The sequence below is a fragment of the Rhodococcus sp. IEGM1339 genome (assembly GCF_050321925.1).
Lineage (GTDB): Bacteria > Actinomycetota > Actinomycetes > Mycobacteriales > Mycobacteriaceae > Rhodococcus > Rhodococcus pyridinivorans.
Window position 1 is genome coordinate 1 of record NZ_JBNQFT010000054.1, and the last position, 2,660, is coordinate 2,660.

At 65.8% G+C, this 2,660-nt stretch carries 2 protein-coding genes; both read left to right on the forward strand.

What is annotated here, in order from left to right; all coding sequences use genetic code 11:
* Nucleotides 1-189: 189 nt before the first annotated feature.
* Nucleotides 190-1,731, forward strand: a complete 1,542-nt coding sequence (gene istA / locus ACQR3U_RS23285) for an IS21 family transposase (RefSeq protein ID WP_230811604.1) — start codon at nt 190-192, stop codon at nt 1,729-1,731.
* A 66-nt stretch (nt 1,732-1,797) separates the two neighbouring features.
* On the forward strand, nt 1,798-2,562 hold the full coding sequence (gene istB / locus ACQR3U_RS23290) for an IS21-like element helper ATPase IstB (protein WP_064257733.1): 765 nt from the start codon (nt 1,798-1,800) through the stop codon (nt 2,560-2,562).
* Nucleotides 2,563-2,660 lie beyond the last annotated feature (98 nt).

A 2,660-nucleotide genomic window follows, 5' to 3' on the forward strand; every position in this document is an offset into this window, starting at 1 on the left:
TGTCAGCGGTCATGTAATTCCCCAGGTTGAGGGGTCGACCCGTCACGTAATTCCTCACCCGCCTGTCACGTAATTCCCCACCCTTGGGGCGTGTCGGCCGGGGTGTGGGTGCTGCTGCAGGTTCGCTTCTTCCCAAGGTCCACCGAGGGCCTGGGAAGGGGCCCGACGGTGGCAAGGAGAACGTGGACGATGACCGATCTGATGGAGTTGTTCCGGCATTGGCATGCCGGCCGCTCCCAGGTGCAGATCTCGACGGCCCTGGGACTCGACCGCAAAACCATCCGCAAGTACTTGGCGCCGGCGCTGGCGGCGGGGTTGAGCCCGGGCGACGGCGGGAAGTTCGACGAGAACCTGTGGCGCGAGTTGATCACGTCCTGGTTCCCGGAAGTGGTGGACCCGACGGCGCGGGCGGTGACCTGGCCGGCGATCGCCGCCCACCACGCCTGGATCGAGGGCCAACTCGACGAGTCGGTGACCGTGGCGACGATCGCTCAACGCCTGCGCGACGATCGCGGTGTTCCCATTTCGGAATCGACCGTGCGGCGGTATATCGCAACACGATTCGCCGATCGTGTCGCGGCGTCGAAGGCAACCTTTCCTCGCGGTCCGGTCTCGCCGGGCGACGAGGGTCAGGTCGACTACGGCAAGTTGGGGATGTGGCGCGATCCGGCCACGGATCGGCGGGTGGCGGTGTGGGCGTTCGCGATGATCCTGGCGTGTTCACGGATGCTGTTCGTCCAACCGGTGCTGCGGATGGAGCAAACCTCTTGGTGCGCTTCGCATGTGGCCGCGTTCGAGTTCTTCGGTGGCGTCCCGGCGCGGATGGTGTGCGACAACCTCAAAACCGGGGTGGACCGTCCCGATCTCTACGATCCGCAGATCAACCGGGCCTATGCCGAACTCGCCGACTTCTATCAGGTGCTCATCGATCCGGCCAGGGCCGGCAAACCCAAGGACAAACCACGCATCGAACGCCCGATGCCCTATATCCGGGACTCGTTCTTCCGGGGCCGCGAGTTCACCTCGCTGACGCAGATGCAGGCCGCCGCACTGGCATGGTGCACCGACGTCTACGGCCGGCATCAGCATCGCGGTCTCGGTGGTGCGCACCCGGCGGTGGTGTTCGACGCCGTCGAAAAGCACACCCTGACGCCGTTGCCGCCCAGGAGGTTCGAGCCGGTGGTCTACTCCACCGGCAAACTCGCCCCGGACTGTCACGTCAAGGCCGGCAAGGCGTTGTATTCGGCGCCGTGGCAGCTGATCGGCCGACGATTGCTGGTGCGCACCGCCGGGGATGTGGTGCAGATCTTCCACGACGAGCAGGTCGTGGCCACCCATGTGCGCCGCCTGTCCGGGAGAGCGACCAATCCCGAGCATTATCCGCCGGAGAAGACCGCGTTCACGTTGCAGACGGTGGTGTGGTGCCGGGTCCAGGCCGAGCAGATCGGACCCGGCGCGGTCGCGATCGTCGACGAGTTGTCCCAGGTCAACGCGATCCATCGACTGCGATCGATCCAGGGCATCATCCGGCTGCGGTCGCGTTACGACGATGCCCGCATCGATGCGGCCTGCGCCCGTGCCCTCGAGGTCGGTGATCCGCGTTATCGCACGGTCAAGGGCATCCTCGTCGCCGGCACCGAACACGACGGCCAGGACGTCGCCGATGCCGGGGTCACCGCGCCGGCGTTGTTGCGCGGGCCGGCCGCGTTCGACACCGAACGATCCGCTTGATCCGTTCATATCGCCAGAAATATTGAACTGCAATTACTTTCACTAGATGCTGTGAGGACACCTGTCATGACCATCCATGATCCCAGCCTGCGGGCTGCGTTGAAAACCTTGAAGCTGACCGGCATGCTCGACACCCTCGACGCGCGCCTGGCGCAAACCCGCGACGGGCAGCTCGGGCACCTCGAGTTCCTGCAGGTGCTCTGCGAGGACGAGATCGCCCGCCGCGAAACCGCCGCCTTGGCCCGGCGGGTGCGCCGGGCCAAGTTCGAGCAGCAGGCCACCTTCGAGGACTTCGACTTCACCGCCAACCCGAAGCTCCCGGCCGCGATGCTGCGGGATCTCGCTGCGCTGCGGTGGCTCGACGCCGGCGAGTCGGTGATCCTCTACGGACCCGTCGGCGTCGGCAAAACCCATGTGGCACAAGCGCTAGGGCATCATGTGGCCCGACGCGGCGGGGACGTGCGGTTCGTCAAGTGTTCCCGGATGCTCGCCGATCTGGCCGGTGGACACGCCGACCGCACCATCGGCCAACGGATGCGCGAATACACCCGGCCGCTGGTGTTGATCATCGACGACTTCGCGATGCGCGAGCACACCACCACCCAGTCCGATGATCTCTACGATCTGGTATCCGACCGGGCGATCGCCGGCAAGCCGTTGGTTCTGACGAGCAACCGGGCCCCGAAAGACTGGTATCCGCTGTTCCCGAATCCGGTCGTGGCCGAGTCCCTGCTCGATCGGTTGATCAACACCAGCCACCAGATCCTGATGGACGGCCCGTCCTACCGGCCACGCAAACGCCCCGGGAACCGCACCGCGGCCGCGAACTGAACCAACCCGGGCACCGGCCCGGCTACCCTCGACTCAGCACACCCGGACATGGGGAATTCCATGACGGAAACCCCTGGGGAATTACGCGACGGTCGACA